The following is a 13,814-nucleotide window of genomic DNA, read 5'->3' on the forward strand; positions in this document are numbered from 1 at the left end:
GCGGCCCCGCACGGCCCGAGGGCCGCACCCCGCGGACGGGGTGCGGCCCTCGGGACCTGCTGCGGTGCGCTACGGCAGGGCTCAGACGAGCTCGACCGTGATGTTGCCGCGGGTGGCCTTGGAGTACGGGCAGACCTGGTGGGCCTTCTCGATGAGCTCCTTGGCCTTGGCCTCGTCCACGTTCGGGATCGTGGCGGAGATCTTGACGATCAGGCCGAAGCCCTCGTCGTTCTTGCCGATGCCGACCTCCGCGGTGACGGTCGAGCCGGAGATGTCGGCGTTCTCGTTGCGGGCGACGACACCGAGGGCACCCTGGAAGCAGGCGCTGTAGCCGGCGGCGAAGAGCTGCTCCGGGTTGGTGCCGGCGCCGCTGCCGCCCATCTCCTTCGGCGGGTTCACGACGACGTCGAGCTGGCCGTCGTTGGTGGCGACGCGCCCGTCACGGCCGTTCTCGGCGGTGGCGACGGCGGTGTAGAGGACGTCGGACTGCTGGATGGACATGAAAGAAGGATCCTCCTGGTCGCACCGCGACTCGCGCCCACGATCGCGGTGGTGTGAGGGTGAGCCTAGCCGGTAAAAGAAACGATCATCTTTCCGGTGTTCTCGCCGCGCAGCAGACCGAGGAAGGCGTCGACGCCGTTCTCGATCCCCTCGACCACGGTCTCGTCGTACGTCAGCTCGCCGGAGCCCAGCCAGCCGGCCACGTCCTTGACGAAGTCCTTGTTGCCGTAGTGGTCGCTGACCATCAGGCCTTCCAGGCGCAGCCGCTTGCCGATGGCCATCATCAGGTTGCGCGGGCCGGGGGCCGGCTCGGTGTCGTTGTAGTGCGCGATCGCACCGCAGAGGGTGGCGCGGCCGTGCACGTTCAGCGCGCCGATGGCCGCCTCGAGGTGGTCCCCGCCGACGTTGTCGAAGTAGACGTCGATGCCCTCCGGCGCGGCCTCGCGCAGCTGCTTGGCGACCGGGCCGTCCTTGTAGTTGAAGGCGGCGTCGAAGCCGTACTTGCCGGTGAGCAGGTCGACCTTCTCGGCGGAGCCGGCCGAGCCGATCACCCGCGAGGCGCCCTTGATGCGGGCGAACTGGCCGACCAGGCTGCCGACGGCACCGGCGGCGCCGGAGACGAAGACGGCGTCGCCCTCCTTGAAGGAGGCGGTCTCGAAGAGGCCCGCGTAGGCCGTCAGGCCCGGCATGCCGAGCACGCCGAGGTAGGCGGAGAGCGGGGCGATGGCGCCGTCGACCTTGGTGGCGTGCTGGGCGTCGAACTCGGCGTACTCGCGCCAGCCCAGGCCGTGCAGGACGTGGTCGCCGACGGCGAAGCCCTCGGCGGTGGAGGCGACGACCTCGCCGACCGCGCCGCCGTCCATCGGACGGTCGAGCTGGAACGGCGGGATGTAGGACTTCACGTCGTTCATACGACCCCGCATGTAAGGGTCGACGGACATGTGCAGGTTGCGGACCAGGATCCGGCCGGGCTCGGCAGGGGCGGCGACGGGCACCTCGCGCAGGGCGAAGTCCTCGGCGACGGGCCAGCCCTGCGGGCGGCGGATCAGGTGCCATTCGCGGCTGACGGCGGGGAGGGCGGTGGTCTCGGTCATGGCAGTTATTTCATCCTCTGAATGATTTCCTGACTGAAAGAACCATGCTCCTAGATATTTCAGGTTGTCAAGTAAACGGGTACCCTGGAGCCATGTCCACTCGCACAGACCCCCTCACCCGCGAGGTCGTGGAGCTCATCGCCTCCGTCGTGGCCCGCTACCACGAGGAGTACGAGCACGCGGCCGCGAGCCACCAGCTGACCGGTGCGCAGGCCCGGGTGCTGGGCCTGCTCGCCCTCGAGCCGATGCCGATGCGGCACATCGCCCAGAAGCTGAAGTGCGAGCCGTCGAACGTCACCGGCATCATCGACCGGCTGGAGACCCGGGGCCTGGCCGAGCGCCGCCCCGACCCGGCCGACCGCCGGGTCAAGCTGGCCGCCGCCACCGACGAGGGCGTCCGGACCGCCGGGGAGCTGCGGGAGTCCCTGGGCTTCGCCCGGGAACCGCTCGCCGCCCTGAGCACCGAGGAGCGCACGGTCCTGCGGGACCTGCTCCAGCGCATGCTGGGCTGATCCCCGCCCCGTCGCTCAGACGCACCACCACAGGAACGGCGTGCAGTCCTCGGTGGGCTCCGGGGTCGGCGTGGCGGTCGGCTCGTCCGGCTCCCCGGCCCCGCCGCCGGAGCCGTCCTGCGCGTCGTCCGTGACGTCCGGGCCGGGCGTGCCGGTGGCCGCCGGCCGGCCGGTCGACCCGTGCTTGCCGTGGTGGTGCCCGGACCGGCCCGTCGGGTCCGCCTCCGGGGAGTCGGTCACCGTCGGCGCGGGGCCGGTGGCCTCGGGCTCGCCGGTGGCCGTGGGGCCCGCGGTGGCCGCGGGCCCTTCCGTGGCCGTCCCGGTGCCGGCGCTCGCGGTCGCCGGGCCGGCCCGCACCTCGGTACGGCGCGGCACCGGTGACGGGTCCGCGACCGGGGCGGTGTCCTCCGCCGCCGGCTGGGTCGCGCCCAGTTCCTCCTGCTGCACGACGGTCGAGGCGCGGTCCGAGACCGGGTCGTCACCGGTGAGCCGGGCCAGCGCCATCGTGCCCGCGACGGCGCACAGCAGCGCGGTCCCGGCCGTCAGCGCGGTCCGCCGCCGCCTGCGGTGCGCGGCCCGGCGCCGCCGCCCGGCCTCCCGACCACCCGGCCCCACGACCTCCCGCGGATCCGGGTACGGGATCTCGTACCCGGCCGCCCCGTCGTACGACGGGGCGGCCGGGGCCGGGGCAGCGGTCGCTTCGGCGGCGGGCCGGGCCCAGGGCGAGGGCGCGAGCTGGGCGGCGGCGGTGCCGCAGCCGGCGCAGGCGAGTGCGCCGTTGAGGTGCCGCCGGCATGAGTGGCAGTAGTCCATGGCGCCCGCAGGCTATGCGGCGCCCGGCAACATCGGTGTCCCGGGACTGTAAGGATCCTGTGTGGAATTACCGGCTCCGGTGCCCGGAGCCACCGGGTCGGCGCCCGGGCGGGGGCCGCTCCGTGCGAGTCTGACGGCCATGACAGCCTTCGGACCGGCCGCCTTCCAGCTCGTCCTGCTCCGCCGGATGGCCGACTTCCAGCCCGGCCTCGCCGAGGACGCCCGGCTCGCGCTGGGCGCCTCCCTCGCCGACCAGCGCGAGGCGAACAAGCGCTGGCAGGCCATGGTCCGCTCGCCCCGCTCCCGTGGTGCGCTGGCCCGCTACCGCTCGGCGCTGGGCCCGCCCGAGCAGACCCTCCGGCGGCGGATCGGCGACCTGGAGTGCGAGGCGCTGCTGTGGCCGGTGCCGCTGTGGCCGACCCTGCGCTTCGAGGTGCTGGCCGCGCCGGACGGCGCGGTGTGGAACGAGTGGCTTGTCCGGGCGCCCGGTGCGGCGGGGCCGGAGCCGGCCTGGCTGGACGAGCTGACGCCCTGGTCGTGCACCGTCGACGAGGTGGCCCGGGCCTTCGCGCCGGTCCGGCCGCTGGAGGGCACCGCCCCCACCCGCTGGCGGCTGGCCTTCACCGGCCGGACGGCGGCGGGGGCGGTGCGGCACTGCACGGCCGAGTTCACGTACGGGCTGCTCCAGCGGCTGGCCTTCGACGAGGACCCCCCGGCCGGGAGCTGATCCGGGGACGCCCGGCCGGGCCTGGTACCGGTACCACCCCCGGCCGGGCCTGGTCCCGGTACCGCCCCGGCCGGGGCGAGGACCCGTCAGGAGGCCAGGAAGGACCGCACGCCCGCTGCCACCCCCGGATCGCCGAGCAGGTCGTTGTGCTTGAGGCAGCCCGCGGCCACGTTCGACGCGCCCGAAAGCGGCACGCTGGAGTCCGGGTTGATCACCTCGTCGCAGTTGGACCAGAAGGTGGCGTAGGCGACCGGCCCCGGGGTCTCGTCGCCCTCCGCGAGCTTGCCGACCACCCAGGAGCCGGGGGTCATGTCGCGGCAGGCCTGGTCCCACAGCGCGCAGGCCCACGCGGTGGAGGTGCCGTGGTTCGGTCCGGCCAGCGAGACCCAGTGCCCCACGGCCGCCGTCCCGCCGCCGAACTTCACGTACCAGCGGGTGACCAGCGACCCGAACGAATGCGCGACCAGGTCCACCCGGGCGGCGCCGGTCTGCCGCCGGACCTGCTCGACGTACTCCGCGAGCCGGCCGGCCAGGACCTCGTTGACGGACTGGTGGGTGTCGTAACCCCACGAGAAGAGTTCGGAGTCGGTGTAGCCGGCGGACTTCAGGCTGCCGCGCAGCGATCCCCAGACCCCGGGGTCGGCGTTGTAACCGTGCACGAACACCACCGGATTGCGCAGGACCTCCTGGTCAGCGGCGTGCGGCAGCGCCTGCGCCGGGAGCGGCGCGAGCAGCGCCGCGACCAGGGCGAGGAGCACGGCCAGTCGCTGGCGGACCGTCAGCATCGGGACCCCCTTACCTTGTTACGCGCGAGTAGTGGGTGCATGGTGCGGCCTGACACGACAGAAGACCACCCTTGTGCAGCACCCCCCGCACGGCCCAGCCCAGCATGGCAAATGTCCGATATGCCATAGAAAGTGTGAATTGAGACCGGCGCTCGGCCGGTCTCCTTGCGTCACCGCTCTCGGGAGGATCCGCCGTGACCGTCAGTCTGGAGCAGCTGCGTCGCTGCCACGTCGCCGTCGACCTGGGGGCGGCCAGGACACGCGTCTATGTGAAGGGCCAGGGGCTGGTCGTCGACGAGCCCAGCGTCGCGGCCGTCAACACCCGCACCGGCGCCCTCATCGCCGTCGGCTCCTTCGCCGAGCGGATGACCGGCCGCACACCCGACTACATCCGCGTGGCCCGGCCGGTCTCCGGCGGCACGGTCGTCGACATCGAGATGGCCCAGCGGATGCTGCGGCACCTGCTCGGCGAGAAGCTGCGGCGCGCGCTGCGCCGCAAGCCCCGGCTGCGGGCCGCGGCCTGCACCCCGCACGACGCCGACCCGCTGGCCCAGCGCGCGGCCGTGGAGACCCTGGTCGGACTCGGCGCCCGGCGGGTCGAACTCGTGGACACCCTGATCGCCGCGGCCGTCGGCTGCGGACTGCCCGTCGAGCAGCCGACCGCGACGATGATCATGGTGTGCGGGGCGGCCGCCACGCAGATCGCCGTCCTCTCCCTCGGCTCGATCGTCACCGCCGAGCGGGTCGCGGTCGGCGGCGACGCGGTGGACCACGCGATCGTCCAGCACCTGCGCCACCAGCACGAGCTGATGCTGCCCAGCCAGGCCGTCCGGCCGCTCCAGCTCGCCCTGCACGGCAACGGCATCACCCCGCACGGCCCGACCTCCACCGAGATCCACGGGCGGGACGTGGCCACCGGGCTGGCCCGCTCGGTGCGGGTGGACACCGCCGCCGTCCGCAACGCCATCCACACCCCGCTCACCGCCGTGCTCGACGGCATCGGCAAGGTGCTCCGGGACTGCCCGCCGGACCTGGTCGCCGACCTCACCGACCGGGGGATCATGATGGTGGGAGGCAGCGCCCTGCTGCCGGGCCTGGACCAGATGCTGCGGGACGCCACCGGCATGCCCGTCGCCATCGCGGAACGGCCGGACGTCTGCGCCGTGATGGGCCTCGGCGCGATGCTGGAAGGGAAGATCGCCCCCATGGTTCTCAACCCGCTGGCCGAATGAGCCGTTCCGCGGAACCACCCGGCGGATCCGCGCCGGGCCCAGGACGACCGGGCGCGGTGCCCGGTCCCGAGGGCCCGGCGCCCCGGCTGCCGGTGCTGCTGGAGGCCGTGCTGAGCGTCGGCACCGACCTCGAGCTGCACGGCACGCTCCAGCACATCGTGGACTCCGCGACCGAGCTCTGCGACGCCCGCTACGGCGCCCTCGGGGTCATCGACCCCGACCGGGACAACGGCAGCCGGCTGACCGGGCTCTTCACCACCGGCCTCACCGACGAGGAGCGCGCCCGCATCCCGCACCTGCCCGACGGCCGGTCCGGGCTGCTGGGCGCCCTGGTCAGCGACCCGCGGCCGCTCCTCCTGGACGACCTGGGCACCGACCCCCGCTCGGCCGGCTTCCCACCCGGCCACCCGCCGATGAAGAGCTTCCTCGGGGTGCCCATCCGGGTGCACACCGAGGTCTTCGGCAACCTCTACCTCACCGAGAAGCGCGACGGCGCCCCCTTCACCGAGGATGACCTCGCCCTGGTCCGGGTGCTCGCCTCACAGGCCGGCATCGCCATCGGCAACGCCCGGCTGTACGAGACCGCCCGCCGCCGGGAGCGCTGGATCGAGGGCGCGGCGGCGGTGACCACCACCCTGCTCGCCGGCCGGCCGGCCGCCGACGCCCTCATGTGCGTCGCCGAACGCGCCCGGCTGCTGGCCGACGCCGCCGCCGGGGTGATCCTTCAGCCCACCCCCGAGGGCGGCATGGAGATCGTCGCGGCCTCCACCCACGACGACCCGGGCGACCTGGTCGGCACCACCATCGAGCCGGGCAGCGCGGTGCTCACCCAGCTGCTCGGCGGGGAGCCGGTCTTCATCGACGACTCGGCCACCGATCCGCGGATGACCACCCGCGTGCGCGCCCGGTTCGGGCCCAGCATGATGCTGCCCCTGCAGAGCGGCGGCCAGCTGATCGGCACCCTCGCCCTGCCCCGGCACCGCGGCGGACCCCCGTACGACGCGGTGGACCGGCTGCTGGCCAGCCAGTTCGCCTCGCAGGCCGCGCTGGCCCTGGTACTCGCCGACGCCCAGCACGACCGGGAGCAGCTGGCGGTCTACGAGGACCGCGACCGGATCGCCCGGGACCTGCACGACCTGGTGGTGCAGCGGCTGTTCGCCACCGAGATGATGCTGGACGCCACCCGGCGGCGGTCGGCCGCCGCCCCGGTGGAGGACACCGTGGGCGACGAACTCGGCCGGGCCGTGGACGAGCTGGACTCCACCATCCAGGACGTCCGCACCGCGATCTTCGCGCTCCAGCAGCCCCCCTCCGACGCGCCCACCACCTTCCGGGGGTGGGTGCTGCGGGAGACCGGCGGCGCCGCGGTGCTGCTGGGCTTCCAGCCCTCGGTCAAGTTCGCCGGCGCGGTGGACGCGCTGCTGCCGGACCAGGTCGCGGTGGACCTGCTGGCGGCGCTGCGCGGCGCCCTGGCCGCCGCCTACCGCCGCACCGAGGTCGGCGCGATCGACGTGGAGGTGGACGCCACCCCCGGGGCCGTCCGGCTCACCGTCACCGACGACGGCCGCACCGAGTCCGGCACCCGCGGCACGACGGTGACCTGGGAGTCGGCGCTCTAGACGGCGACGGGGGCCGGCCCCGCAGGACCGGCCCCCGCCCAACGGCACCCGTCAGAACAGCGTGGAGTACTTCTTGGCCTCGGCGGTCTCGGAGCCCCACAGGCCGCCGTCGGCGGGCACCGGCGCGGCGAACGGCGCCGCCGCGTCACCGGTACCGGCGTGCAGCCACAGGGCGCCCGCCCGGTCCTGGGTGACCAGGTCGGCCCGGCCGTCGTCGGTCAGGTCGCCCGGCGCCGCGACCGACCGGTAGCCGCCGAAGCCGTCGGCGACCTGGACCCGGCCCGCGAACGGCGCCGCGGCCTTGCCCGTCCCCGCGTACAGCCACAGCGCACCCGAGCCGTCCCGGGCCAGCAGGTCCGAGCGCCCGTCCCGGTTCACGTCACCCGCGCCGATCAGCTTGTCGTACGACTTCCAGCCGCTGCCGACCTTGATGCGGGCCCCGAAGAGCGGCTTGCCCGCGCCCGGGTACAGCCACAGCACCCCGGCGGCGTCCCGGGCCACCAGGTCCGCGCGGCCGTCGCCGGTCAGGTCGCCGGCCCCGGCGATCTCGCGGTAGACGCCCCAGCCGCCGCCGACCTTGGCGCGCGCGGCGAGCCGGGCCCGGTCGCCGGTGTGGCCGTAGCTCCACAGCACGCCCGCCCGGTCCCGGGCGACGACCTGGCCGCCGGTGCCGCGGCCGGTGACCGGCGCGAGCTTGGTCAGCGCGTCGTAGCCGTTCCAGCCCGGGCCGACCAGGCTGGAGAACACCCGCAGCGGGTACTGCACGTCGCCGCTGCCGTTGAGCTCCAGCAGGCGGCCGTCCGCGGTCCGGGCGTACACCTGGTGGCGGTCGCGCACCTTGCGGGGGCTGTCCACCTGGAAGGCCGTGGTGGCCGACGGGTTGCCCGTACCGCTGGTCCACACCTCGTACCCGGCGGTGGTGTCCAGGTGCCAGGCCTGGAGGTCCTGCTCGGCGGGGACGGTGTACGTCAGCCGGTAGTCGCCGGGGCGGGCCGCCGTGCAGGCCAGGCCGGGCCCGAAACCGGGGGCCAGGACGCAGGTCAGGCCCGGGTCGCCCTGGAACGTGCCGATGCCGAAGCGGAGTTCGCCGGGCTCGACGCGCCGCTCGGTGACCGGCTTCGCCGACTGGGTGAGGGAGACGGTCAGCCGGCCCGGGTCGACCGCGTGCAGGGTGACGGTGTGCGTGACGGTGGCGCCCGCCTTCACCCGGGGCGCGGTCACCTTGAGGGTGTTGCGCGCGACGTGCGCGGGGGTGAGGACCGTGACGGTCCGCGCGGCGTGCCGGCCGTCCTCGGCCCGCAGGCCCGCGGTCCGGGCCTCCTTGACGCCCTTGTCGACGCTGCCGCCCGGCGGCACGAAGACCACACCGAAGTGGGCCGTGGCGCGGTCCGCGGCCTTCGTACCCGCGATGACCAGCGGTGAGGGTACGTAGCCCAGCCCGCGGGCGGAGCAGACGAAGACGCCGCCGGGACGGGGCGTGCAGTCCGCGGTCGCGCCGACCTGCGCGGTCAGCCCGGCCGGCAGCGCCGTGGTGCGGCCGCCGGCGTCGGTGAGCGGGGCGCCGCTGAGGGCGTAGACGAAGGTGCCCGCGGTGTTGCCGGTCAGCAGCGTCATCTCGGGCGAGATCCAGGTGCGGCCGGTGGGCTTGACCACCGGCGCCGGGACCCGGTCGAAACGGGAGCCGCCGTCGGCGGCGGCGGTGCCGGTGGTGAGGGCGGCCGCGGCGAGCAGGGCGGTGACCCCGCCGAGTGCGGTCAGGTTGCGGGTGCGCATGATCGGTTCTGTCCCCCCGGACATCAGGGACGGCCTGGTCGAGCCGTCGAGCGGGCGCCGGACGTGCCCCGTCCGCGCCGCTCCGGAACCTACACGACGGGGCGGGTGGGGCAGGTGGGACGGGGGGTGCGCGCGGACGTCCGGACGTACGCCGGCCCCTCAGGCGGGCGGCAGCGGCGGCCGGGTGGCGGCCCGCAGGGCGATCCGGGTCTGGGACTGGGCCACCCCCGCCTCGCCCTTGAGCCGGCGCAGCAGTGCGTCGAGGGCGGCGGGGTCGGCGGCCCGGGCGCGGACCAGGTAGTCGTGCGCCCCCGTGACGTGGACCACCTCGGTGATCCCGGGCAGCCTGGCGGCGGCCGCCTCGAAGCTCTCGTTGGTGGCGTCGGGGCGCAGGGTGACGTCGATGAACACCACCAGCCCGCCGCCGCCGTCCGCGGCCGGGTCGACCAGCACGGTGAAGCCGCGGATCACCCCGTCGCGGCGCATCCGGCGCACCCGGTCGGCCGCGGCGTTGGCGCTGAGGCCGACCCGGACGCCGAGGTCGCGGTACGAGATCCGCGCATCCTGCTGGAGGATCCCGAGGATTTCCCTGTCGAGGCGGTCCATACCGCGATTATCGCGGTGCGGGCCGGTATCCGCCCCCACCGGCCGCGGCCCCCGGGCGAGAGTCCGGGACATGAGCGAGATGGTGACGACGGCCGTCGCGGGTGCGGCGGCGGGACTGGGCGTGGCGATGCCGGTGGGCGCGATGGGCGTGCTGCTGGTGCAGGAGAGCATGCGGGCCCGGCGCCCGGCGATGGCCGCGGCGGCGGCCGTGGCGACGGTGGACCTGGCCTACGCGGCCCTGGCCACGGCCCTCGGCCCGCTGGTGTCCTCGGCCCTGTCCCCGGTGGAGGCCTGGGTCCGCCTCGCCTCGGCCGCCGTCCTGCTGACCATCGCGGGCCGCGGGATGTGGGCGGGACGGGGTGCGGGGAGCGGGACGGCGGCGGGTACGGGGCCGGGGGCCGGCGGGGTGCCGGGGGCCGGCGGGGTGCCGCAGACGCCTCTTGAGGGGGCTGGGGCCGTCGAGGGGGCTGCCGGAGCCGGCGGGGCTGCGGGGGCCGCGACGGCCACGGTCACCGTCGGCGCCCCGGGCTCGGCCCGGCGGACCTTCCTGCGGTTCGCCGCCCTGACGGCCGTGAACCCCACCACCGCGCTGTACTTCGCGGCGCTGACCACGGCCCAGGGCGACCGGCTGGCGGGCGGCGGGTCCGGCGCGGTGTTCGCCGCCGCGGTCTTCCTCGCCAGCCTCGCCTGGCAGCAACTGCTGGTGCTCGCCGGGTCGTTCGCCGGCCACCGGATCTCGGCACGGGCCCGGCTGTGGACCTTCCGCGCCGGGTACGGCCTGGTCGCCGCGTACGCGGTGCGCATCGCCCTGCCGTTGCCGTGAGCCCGTAGGGTGCCGAGCGTGGCCACCCTCTTCCCCGCGCTGCACGCGCCCTGTGACCGGACCGCCGCACGCTTCGGCGACCGCACCCTCACCTACTCCGAACTGTCCGCCGTCGCCGGTGCGTTGGCGGCCCGGCTGGCCGGCGCCGAGCGGGTCGCCCTGTGGGCCACGCCCACCCTGGAGACCGCGGTGGGAGCGGTCGCGGCGCTGCTCGCGGGCGTCCCCGTGGTCCCGCTGAACCCGAAGACCGGCGAGCGGGAACTCGCGCACATCCTGGGCGACAGCCGACCTTCCCTCGTCCTCGCGGACAGGGACGCTCGACTTCCGGCGGAGCTGGCCCGGCTCCCCCGCATCGACATGGAGACGGACCCGGCGGGCGCCCCGGCCGGCCTCCCGGCGGGAGCGGACACGGCGGACGCCGAAGCGCCGGCCTTCGTGATCTACACCTCCGGGACCACCGGGCCCCCCAAGGGCGCCGTACTCCCCCGCCGCGCCGTGGCGGCCACCCTCGACGCCCTCGAGGAGGCCTGGGCCTGGACGGACCGGGACACCGTCGTGCACGCCCTCCCCCTCTTCCACGTCCACGGCCTGGTCCTCGGCACCCTCGGGCCGCTGCGCCGCGGCGGCACCGTCCACCACCTGGGCCGGTTCTCGGCCGAGGGCGTGACGGCGGCCCTGACCGGCGGCGGGACCATGCTCTTCGGGGTGCCGACGATGTACCACCGGCTCGCCGGGGCGGTGGCCGAGGACCCCGCCCTCGCGAAGGCGCTGGCCGGGGCCCGGCTGCTGGTGTCCGGCTCGGCGGGACTCCCGCTGCACGACCACCGGCGGATCACCGCCGCCACCGGGCGCCGGGTCATCGAGCGGTACGGGATGACCGAGACGCTGATGAACACCAGCGTCCGGGCGGACGACACGGAGTCGGCGCCGGGCACGGTCGGCGTGCCGGTGCACGGGGTCGAGCTGCGGCTGGTCGACGAGTCGGGGGCGGAACTCACCGGCTCCGCCGCCGCGGACGGCGAGACCATCGGCGAGATCCAGGTGCGCGGCCCGAACCTCTTCACCGAGTACCTGGGCCGCCCCGACGCCACCGCCGCCGCGCTCACCGGGGACGGCTGGTTCCGCACCGGGGACATGGCCTCGCGGGACGCCGCCGGGCACGTCCGGATCGTCGGCCGCAAGGCCACCGACCTCATCAAGAGCGGCGGCTACAAGATCGGCGCCGGCGAGATCGAGAACGCGCTGCTGGACCACCCCGGGGTGACCGAGGCCGCCGTCACGGGCGAGCCGGACCCCGACCTCGGCGAGCGGATCGTCGCCTGGGTCGTCCCCTCCGACCCGACCGCCCCGCCCGCCGCCGACGAGCTCGCCGAGCACGTCGCCCGCCTGCTGGCCCCCCACAAGCGCCCCCGCACGGTCCACTTCCTGGCCGCCCTCCCCCGCAACGACATGGGCAAGCTGATGAAGCGGGCGCTGGAGACGAGCGGGGCGGGGACGGACGGGAGCGCCGCTCCGGACGGCGGCGGGACGGCCCTCGTCGGGCCGGACCCCGCCCGTGCGGACGGCGCCGGCCAGGGCGGCATCAGGGCTGACGTGCCCGGGCGGGCCGGCGGGCCGGCTGCGGGTGGCGGGCGGATGAGCGCGCGCGAGGCGGTGGCGGCCGTGGCCGATCCCGGCTCCTTCGCCGAGCTGCCCGCCCCGGCCCGGATCGGCCGCCCGGACGGGCCGATCGGCTGGCAGGACTACGACGCCTCCCGGGCCCGCGCCGCCGGGCGCACCGGCGAGGAGGAGTCGGTGGTGCACGGCACCGCGCGGGTGGCCGGCCACCCGGCCGTGCTGGTCTCCTTCGAGTTCGACTTCCTCGGCGGGTCGCTGGGCGAGCGTACGGGCGACCGCCTGGAGGCGGCGTACGCGTACGCCCGCGAGCACCGGCTGCCGCTGGTCTCGCTGATCGCCACCGGTGGCTCCCGCATGCAGGAGGGGATGCTGGCGCTCACCCAACTGCAGCGGGTGGCCCGCCAGTCGGTGCTCACCCGGGCCGCCGGGCTGCCGCAGATCGCGGTGCTGCGGGACCCGACCACCGGCGGCGGCTGGGCCACGCTCGGCGCGGGCGCGGACGTGGTCCTCGCGCTGCCCGGCGCGCAGGTCGGCTTCGCCGGCTCCCGGGTCCGGCCGGCCGACGCGGACCCTTCCGCCTACACCGCCGAGGGGCAGTTCGCGGCCGGTCACGTGGACGCGGTCGTGCCGCCCGCGGAGCTCCCGCTGGTCCTGGGCGGCTGGCTGCGGCTCCTGTCCGGGCCGGCGGTCAGCGGGACCGCCGAGCCCGCGGAGCCGCCCGCCGCCCTGGCCGCGGCCGAGCCGGCGGCCACCGGCTGGGAGGCGGTCCAGCGGGCCCGCGACCCGCGGCGGCCCCGGGCCGAGGCGTACCTGGACGCGTACTTCGCGCTGCGGCTGCCGGTCTCCGGGGACCGGGCGGGCGGCACGGACGCGGGGATGCTGTGCGGCTTCGGACTGCGGGACGGGCGGAGCATCGCGTACGCCGCCCAGTGCGGCACCGCCACCCGGCCGGCGGGGTACCGGACCGCAGCCCGGGTCATCCGGCTGGCGGACCGGCTGGGCATCCCGGTGCTGACGCTGGTCGACACCCCGGGTGCCGCCAACGACGCGGCGGCGGAGCGGGCCGGGGCGGGGGCGGCGATCGCGGACACGTTCGCGGCGGTGGCCGGGGCGCGGGTGCCGGTGACGACCCTGGTGATCGGCGAGGGCGGCTCCGGCGGCGCCCTGGCGCTGGCCGCGCCGGGCAACACCTGGGTGACCCCCGACAGCTACTTCTCGGTGATCGCCCCCGAACTGGCCGCCGCCATCCTCAAACGAACCCCCGACCAGTCCCCCACCACCGCCGACCAACTCCGCCTCCGCCCCCAGGACCTGGTGACACTGGGAGTGGCCCGGGGCATCACCGCCCCGTTTGAACGGGCGGGGACCTGAGGCGACGGACGGGGGCGGCGGGGCGGAGCCCGGCTGCCCCTTGCCGGCCCGGCTGCCCCCGTGCCAGCCCCGCTGCCCCCGTGCCGGCCCGGCTGTCCCCTTGCCAGCCCGGCTGTTCCCCGTGCCAGCCCCGCTGTCCTCTGTCAGTCCTGCCGGGCTTACCAGCCCCGCCGGCGTTTGAGGCGACCGTCGCGAAGCGGCGGTGGGGGCCTGGGCTCCGCCCGGCATACCCAGCCTCGCCGGCGCTTGAGGCGACCGTCGCGCCTACCAGCCTCGCTGGGGGCACCTCCCAGCGGTAGCTGGGGGAGTTTGAGGCGCGGGGTCCGGGGCGGAGCCCCGAA

Annotated in this window: 12 protein-coding genes and 1 pseudogene; 7 read left to right on the plus strand and 6 right to left on the minus strand. The window is 75.7% G+C overall.

The genetic code is table 11. The features are described from left to right. Positions 1-81: 81 nt before the first annotated feature. Both AB0O40_RS30140 and AB0O40_RS30145 read right to left on the minus strand, forming a co-directional pair. The gene (locus AB0O40_RS30140) at positions 82-501 is read right to left on the minus strand and encodes an organic hydroperoxide resistance protein (protein ID WP_365048283.1); all 420 of its coding nucleotides are present in this window, start codon (positions 499-501) and stop codon (positions 82-84) included. Positions 502-566: 65 nt separating this feature from the next. Further along, positions 567-1,595, minus strand: a complete 1,029-nt coding sequence (locus AB0O40_RS30145) for an NADP-dependent oxidoreductase (protein WP_365048285.1) — start codon at positions 1,593-1,595, stop codon at positions 567-569. A 92-nt stretch (positions 1,596-1,687) separates the two neighbouring features. Between AB0O40_RS30145 and AB0O40_RS30150 the strand changes: the two genes are divergently transcribed. Further along, positions 1,688-2,107 (plus strand): MarR family transcriptional regulator, encoded by a 420-nt coding sequence (locus AB0O40_RS30150; protein WP_365048287.1) that lies wholly within the window; start codon positions 1,688-1,690, stop codon positions 2,105-2,107. Between the two features lie 15 nt (positions 2,108-2,122). Here the strand turns inward: AB0O40_RS30150 and AB0O40_RS30155 are convergent, their stop codons facing one another. Next, a complete protein-coding gene (locus tag AB0O40_RS30155) occupies positions 2,123-2,920 on the minus strand; it encodes a hypothetical protein (RefSeq protein WP_365048289.1) in 798 nt (265 codons plus the stop codon). A gap of 139 nt (positions 2,921-3,059) precedes the next feature. Between AB0O40_RS30155 and AB0O40_RS30160 the strand changes: the two genes are divergently transcribed. After that, a complete protein-coding gene (locus AB0O40_RS30160) occupies positions 3,060-3,647 on the plus strand; it encodes a hypothetical protein (RefSeq protein ID WP_365048291.1) in 588 nt (195 codons plus the stop codon). Positions 3,648-3,733: 86 nt separating this feature from the next. Here the strand turns inward: AB0O40_RS30160 and AB0O40_RS30165 are convergent, their stop codons facing one another. Then, positions 3,734-4,432: a triacylglycerol lipase gene (locus AB0O40_RS30165; protein WP_365048293.1), complete on the minus strand. Its 699-nt coding sequence runs from the start codon at positions 4,430-4,432 to the stop codon at positions 3,734-3,736. 194 nt (positions 4,433-4,626) lie between these two features. Between AB0O40_RS30165 and AB0O40_RS30170 the strand changes: the two genes are divergently transcribed. Together AB0O40_RS30170 and AB0O40_RS30175 are read left to right on the plus strand one after the other, a co-directional pair. After that, complete coding sequence (locus tag AB0O40_RS30170; RefSeq protein ID WP_365048295.1) at positions 4,627-5,664, plus strand: rod shape-determining protein; 1,038 nt, start codon at positions 4,627-4,629, stop codon at positions 5,662-5,664. A gap of 56 nt (positions 5,665-5,720) precedes the next feature. Beyond that, entirely contained in the window at positions 5,721-7,283 is a 1,563-nt protein-coding gene (locus tag AB0O40_RS30175; RefSeq protein ID WP_365048297.1) for a GAF domain-containing protein, read from the plus strand. Positions 7,284-7,334: 51 nt separating this feature from the next. Here the strand turns inward: AB0O40_RS30175 and AB0O40_RS30180 are convergent, their stop codons facing one another. Further along, positions 7,335-9,056, minus strand: a complete 1,722-nt coding sequence (locus tag AB0O40_RS30180) for a VCBS repeat-containing protein (protein ID WP_365048299.1) — start codon at positions 9,054-9,056, stop codon at positions 7,335-7,337. Positions 9,057-9,215: 159 nt separating this feature from the next. After that, positions 9,216-9,662: an Lrp/AsnC family transcriptional regulator gene (locus AB0O40_RS30185; protein ID WP_365048301.1), complete on the minus strand. Its 447-nt coding sequence runs from the start codon at positions 9,660-9,662 to the stop codon at positions 9,216-9,218. 70 nt (positions 9,663-9,732) lie between these two features. On the opposite strand from AB0O40_RS30185, the gene AB0O40_RS30190 reads away from it, so the two are divergent. The 3 genes and pseudogenes from AB0O40_RS30190 to AB0O40_RS30200 all read left to right on the plus strand — a co-directional run bounded on the left by AB0O40_RS30190 (position 9,733) and on the right by AB0O40_RS30200 (position 13,473). Next, complete coding sequence (locus AB0O40_RS30190; RefSeq protein WP_365048303.1) at positions 9,733-10,485, plus strand: LysE family transporter; 753 nt, start codon at positions 9,733-9,735, stop codon at positions 10,483-10,485. Positions 10,486-10,503: 18 nt separating this feature from the next. After that, positions 10,504-11,961, plus strand: a pseudogene (locus AB0O40_RS30195) (acyl-CoA synthetase); the annotation flags it as partial. Between the two features lie 159 nt (positions 11,962-12,120). Beyond that, positions 12,121-13,473, plus strand: coding sequence for a carboxyl transferase domain-containing protein (locus AB0O40_RS30200; RefSeq protein WP_365048305.1), 1,353 nt, complete (start codon positions 12,121-12,123; stop codon positions 13,471-13,473). Positions 13,474-13,814 lie beyond the last annotated feature (341 nt).

Source organism: Streptomyces sp. NPDC089919 (genome assembly GCF_040684615.1).
GTDB lineage: Bacteria > Actinomycetota > Actinomycetes > Streptomycetales > Streptomycetaceae > Streptomyces.

Coding starts and splice junctions, on each gene's coding strand:
- AB0O40_RS30140 (WP_365048283.1), bottom strand. CDS start 501: ATGTCCATCCAGCAGTCCGACGTCCTCTACACCGCCGTCGCCACCGCC.
- AB0O40_RS30145 (WP_365048285.1), bottom strand. CDS start 1,595: ATGACCGAGACCACCGCCCTCCCCGCCGTCAGCCGCGAATGGCACCTG.
- AB0O40_RS30150 (WP_365048287.1), top strand. CDS start 1,688: ATGTCCACTCGCACAGACCCCCTCACCCGCGAGGTCGTGGAGCTCATC.
- AB0O40_RS30155 (WP_365048289.1), bottom strand. CDS start 2,920: ATGGACTACTGCCACTCATGCCGGCGGCACCTCAACGGCGCACTCGCC.
- AB0O40_RS30160 (WP_365048291.1), top strand. CDS start 3,060: ATGACAGCCTTCGGACCGGCCGCCTTCCAGCTCGTCCTGCTCCGCCGG.
- AB0O40_RS30165 (WP_365048293.1), bottom strand. CDS start 4,432: ATGCTGACGGTCCGCCAGCGACTGGCCGTGCTCCTCGCCCTGGTCGCG.
- AB0O40_RS30180 (WP_365048299.1), bottom strand. CDS start 9,056: ATGCGCACCCGCAACCTGACCGCACTCGGCGGGGTCACCGCCCTGCTC.
- AB0O40_RS30185 (WP_365048301.1), bottom strand. CDS start 9,662: ATGGACCGCCTCGACAGGGAAATCCTCGGGATCCTCCAGCAGGATGCG.
- AB0O40_RS30190 (WP_365048303.1), top strand. CDS start 9,733: ATGAGCGAGATGGTGACGACGGCCGTCGCGGGTGCGGCGGCGGGACTG.
- AB0O40_RS30200 (WP_365048305.1), top strand. CDS start 12,121: ATGAGCGCGCGCGAGGCGGTGGCGGCCGTGGCCGATCCCGGCTCCTTC.